Genomic DNA, 4,022 nt, shown 5'->3' on the forward strand with positions numbered 1-4,022 from the left:
GCCACCCCGCCGGTCAGCACGATCTTGAACTGGGGCCGTACCGCCAGTTCGTTGGCGATGTTGAGCGCGTTCGTGACGATCGTCAGCGCCGGTGTCCCCGCCGTGAGGTCGCCGCGCACGGCCAGGGCGCGGGCCACCTCCGTGGTGGTCGTACCGCCGGTCAGCCCCACCGCCTCGCCCGGCGCGACCAGTTCCGCCACCGCCTTGGCGATCCGCTGCTTCTCGGGGGCCCGCCGCGCCGTCTTGTAGCGCAACGGCAGCTCGTACGACACGCCGTGCACCACCGCGCCGCCCCGGGTGCGCACCAGCATCTGCTGCTCGGCCAGCTGGTCGAGGTCCCTGCGGATGGTGGCCGCCGACACCGCCAGTTCGGCCGCCGCCTCCTCGACATCGAGGCGACCGTGCTCGACAAGCAGTTCGAGCAGCGCCTTCCAGCGGGCGTCGCGCGACATCCGCCCCTCCGTTCCTCGGGTTCCGGGCGACCCTAGCGCACCCGGCTTGCGAAGGAATGCTTGATTGTGCTCGAAAGATGCCTCTATCTTGCAGGAACGATCACAAGAGCTCGGCGGGCAGGGGAGGGGCAGTGATATGTCGCATGTCACCGAGGAGCTGAACAGCCAGCCCGAGTGCTGGACGCGCGCGGCCGGGGCGGCCGGACCGCACCGGACGGCACTGCCGGCGCCGGGCGAGCGGGTCGCGATCGTCGGCTGCGGCACCTCGTACTTCATGGCGCAGGCCGCGGCCGTGCTGCGCGAGTCGGCCGGGCACGGCGAGACGGACGCCTTCGCCGCCTCGGAGTTCCCGTACCGGCGGCGGTACGACCGGGTGCTCGCGCTCACCCGGTCCGGTACCACCACCGAAGTCCTGGACCTGTTGGGAGAGTTGAAAGGGAGTACCCGCACCGTCGCGGTCACCGCGGACCCGGACACCCCCGTGGCGGAGGCCGCCGACGACATCGTCGTCCTGGACTTCGCGGACGAACGCTCAGTCGTGCAGACACGGTTCGCGACCAGTGCGCTCACCCTCGTCCGCGCCCACCTCGGCCTGCACACCGACGCCGTGGTCACCGACGCCCGCACGGCGCTCTCGACCCCCCTGCCGCCAGGGCTGGTCGAGTGCACGCAGTTCACGTTCCTCGGGCGTGGCTGGACCGTCGGGCTGGCGAGCGAGGCCGCACTCAAGATGCGCGAGGCCTCGCTGTCCTGGACCGAGGCCTACCCGGCGATGGAGTACCGGCACGGCCCGATCAGCGTCACCACCCGTTCCACGGCGACCTGGATGTTCGGGCCGGCCCCGGCCGGACTCGCCGAGCAGGTCGGTGCCACCGGCGCCTCCTGGATCCGGGGCACCCTCGATCCGCTCGCCGAACTGGTCCGCGCCCAGCGCCTCGCGGTCGCCGTCGCCGCCGCCCGGGGCCTCGACCCCGACCGGCCGCGCCACCTCACCCGCTCGGTGATCCTCGCCCCCGCCGGGGAGGAATGACGGTGCCGCTCGCAGCCACCGGCGAGCTGATGACCCGGGCCGCCCGGGCCCGGTCGGCCGTCGCCGCGTTCAACGTCATCACCCTGGAACACGTGGAGGCCGTCGTCACCGGCGCCGAGGCGGCCGGTTCGCCCGTGGTCCTCCAGGTCAGCGAGAACGCCGTGAAGTTCCGCCACGGTCGGCTGCTCCCGCTGGCCCGGGCAGCCACGGCGGCCGCCGAACGCGCCCGGGTCCCCGTCGCGTTGCACCTCGACCACGTCCAGAGCGACGACCTGCTGCGGCAGGCGCCCACCGCCGGCTTCAGCTCCGTGATGTACGACGCGTCCCGGCTGCCGTACGCCGGAAACCTCGCCGCCACCGCGGCGGCCGCCACCTGGGCACACGCCCAAGGCCTGTGGATCGAGGCGGAGTTGGGGCAGGTCGGCGGCAAGGACGGCCGCTTGCCGCTGGACGCGCACACACCCGGTGCGCGCACCGACCCCGACGAGGCCCGGACCTTCGTCACCGGCACCGGGATCGACGCGCTGGCCGTGGCGATCGGCAGCGCGCACGCCATGACCACCCGCACCGCCGACCTCGACCACGGCCTGCTCGCACGCCTGTCGACCGCCGTGCCCGTGCCGCTCGTCCTGCACGGCTCCTCCGGAGTCCCGGACGGTGCCCTGGTCGCCGCGGTCGCCGGCGGTATCGCCAAGGTCAACGTCGGTACGGCGCTCAACATGGCGATGACCGGCTCGATCCGGCGCTTCCTCGCGGACCACCCCGAGGCGGTCGACTCCCGCACGTACCTCGGCGTCGGCAGGGAGGCGATGGCCCGCGAGGTCACCCGGATCATCGGGGTGCTGACGGACGGGAACCCCGCTTGACCGCTTTCAGCACCACGAACTTCGGGTCGCCCGCCACCAGTTCACAGTTGTCGAACAGCCGGCGCAGCTTGACGTGGTAGCCGAGGTGCCGGTTGCCGACCACCCACAGCTCACCGCCCGGCCGCAGCGCCCGCTCGGCTCCCGTGAACATCCGCCACGCCGTCGCGTCGCTGGTCGCCTGGTGGGAGTGGAACGGCGGGTTGTTCAGCACCACGTCCACACTGCCGGCCGCGACCCCGGCGAGCCCGTCGCCCACCCGGAACTCGGCATGGCCGGGCACCCCGTTGGCCTTGTAGGTGGCCTCCGCCGAGGCCACCGCCTGGAACGACTCGTCGACGAACAGCACCTCGGCCGTCGGATCGGCCAGCGCCACCGCCGTACCGACGACCCCGTTGCCGCAGCCCAGGTCCACGATGCGTCGCCCGCCCCGCGGCAGATGCGCCAGGAAGAACCGCGTACCGATGTCGAGCCGGTCGGCGCAGAACACACCGGCATGGTTGACGACCGTACGTCCGGAGACCACGCCGATGCCGTCGGGGAGCGCGTAGCCGTACGGCCAGGGATTCTCCGGGCGCTCGATCGACGGGTCCGGGGTGCAGTGGATCAGCCGGGCCTTCTGCTCGGCGAGCGAGGTCCGGGTCGGCCCGATGATCCGCTCGAACAGCCGGAGGGTCGAGGTGTGGATCTCCTTCACCATGCCGGTGCCGACCACCACGGTGTCCGCGTGCACGGCGGGTGCCAGCCTCAGCAACTGGTCCTCCAGCAGCGCCAGGCTCTTCGGCACCCGCACCAGCAGCACGTCCACCCGGTCCGGCGGCGGATCCTGCGTGGTGAGCAGCTGCACGGCACCCGGTTCGAAACCCGCCCGCGCCAGGTTCAGGCGGGTCGCCTCCTGGCTCAGGTACGAGTCGGTGATCTGCACCGGCCGGTGCTCGGCCAGCGCCGTGACCAGCGCGCCCCAGCGGTCGCCGAGCACCACGACCCGGCCGGCCGGCCCGATCCGCTCCCGGTCCAGATACCGGAGCAGATACGCGTCGGAGGCGTCCCAGGCACGCAGCCGGTCACGCGGGTCGTCGGGGAAGCGGGACAGTTCGACCTCGCCCCACGGAGTCGTCATACGGTCGCTCATCGTGCGTCCAGGCTAGCCGAGCCCCAGCTCAGACCCCGTCGGGCAGGATGGGGGCATGGAGGACGAGCTGTTTCCGAGGGCGTGCGCCCAGGTCGCGCCGGGCGCCGTGCACGTCCCGGACTGGCTGAGCGCACAGCGGCAGCGCGAGCTCCTGGAGGCCTGCCGTGACTGGGCGCGGCCACCCGCCGGACTGCGCACGGTCCGCACACCCGGTGGCGGCACCATGACCGCCCGCCAGGTCTGCCTGGGCTGGCACTGGTACCCGTACGCCTACGCCCGCAGGGTCGTCGACGGCGACGGCAGCCCCGTCAAGCCCTTCCCGGCCTGGCTCGACGAACTGGGCCGCCGCGCGGTGACCGACGCACTGGGGCCGGACGCGGTCGGCGGATTGTCGTACGACATCGCGCTGATCAATTTCTACGACGGGGACGCCCGCATGGGCATGCACCGCGACGCCGACGAAAGGTCGGACGCACCGGTGGTGTCGCTGAGCCTCGGGGACATGTGCGTGTTCCGCTTCGGGAACACGGAGAGCAGGGGCAAGC

At 72.6% G+C, this 4,022-nt stretch carries 5 protein-coding genes; 3 read left to right on the forward strand and 2 right to left on the reverse strand.

Annotated features, from left to right (window positions below):
- Window positions 1-452: DeoR family transcriptional regulator (locus ABZ646_RS41930; RefSeq protein WP_360531644.1), on the reverse strand; the 452-nt coding region annotated here is incomplete at its 3' end.
- A 136-nt stretch (window positions 453-588) separates the two neighbouring features.
- Between ABZ646_RS41930 and ABZ646_RS41935 the strand changes: the two genes are divergently transcribed.
- Both ABZ646_RS41935 and ABZ646_RS41940 read left to right on the forward strand, forming a co-directional pair.
- Window positions 589-1,482 carry an SIS domain-containing protein gene (locus ABZ646_RS41935; protein ID WP_360531647.1) on the forward strand — a complete coding sequence of 298 codons (894 nt, stop codon included), beginning with the start codon at window positions 589-591 and terminating at the stop codon, window positions 1,480-1,482.
- Between the two features lie 2 nt (window positions 1,483-1,484).
- Window positions 1,485-2,348, forward strand: a complete 864-nt coding sequence (locus ABZ646_RS41940; protein WP_360531650.1) for a class II fructose-bisphosphate aldolase — start codon at window positions 1,485-1,487, stop codon at window positions 2,346-2,348.
- Here ABZ646_RS41940 and ABZ646_RS41945 read toward each other — a convergent pair.
- Complete coding sequence (locus tag ABZ646_RS41945; RefSeq protein ID WP_360531653.1) at window positions 2,314-3,465, reverse strand: methyltransferase; 1,152 nt, start codon at window positions 3,463-3,465, stop codon at window positions 2,314-2,316. The two genes, ABZ646_RS41940 and ABZ646_RS41945, sit on opposite strands and share 35 nt — an antisense overlap.
- A 67-nt stretch (window positions 3,466-3,532) precedes the next feature.
- Between ABZ646_RS41945 and ABZ646_RS41950 the strand changes: the two genes are divergently transcribed.
- Window positions 3,533-4,022: alpha-ketoglutarate-dependent dioxygenase AlkB (locus tag ABZ646_RS41950; protein WP_360531656.1), on the forward strand; the 490-nt coding region annotated here is incomplete at its 3' end.

It is taken from the genome of Streptomyces sp. NPDC007162 (assembly GCF_040634175.1).
Lineage (GTDB): Bacteria > Actinomycetota > Actinomycetes > Streptomycetales > Streptomycetaceae > Streptomyces.

Bases quoted from the DNA above. Each gene is read 5' to 3' on its own strand.
- ABZ646_RS41935 (WP_360531647.1), top strand. From the start codon at position 589: ATGTCGCATGTCACCGAGGAGCTGAACAGCCAGCCCGAGTGCTGGACG.
- ABZ646_RS41945 (WP_360531653.1), bottom strand. From the start codon at position 3,465: ATGACGACTCCGTGGGGCGAGGTCGAACTGTCCCGCTTCCCCGACGAC.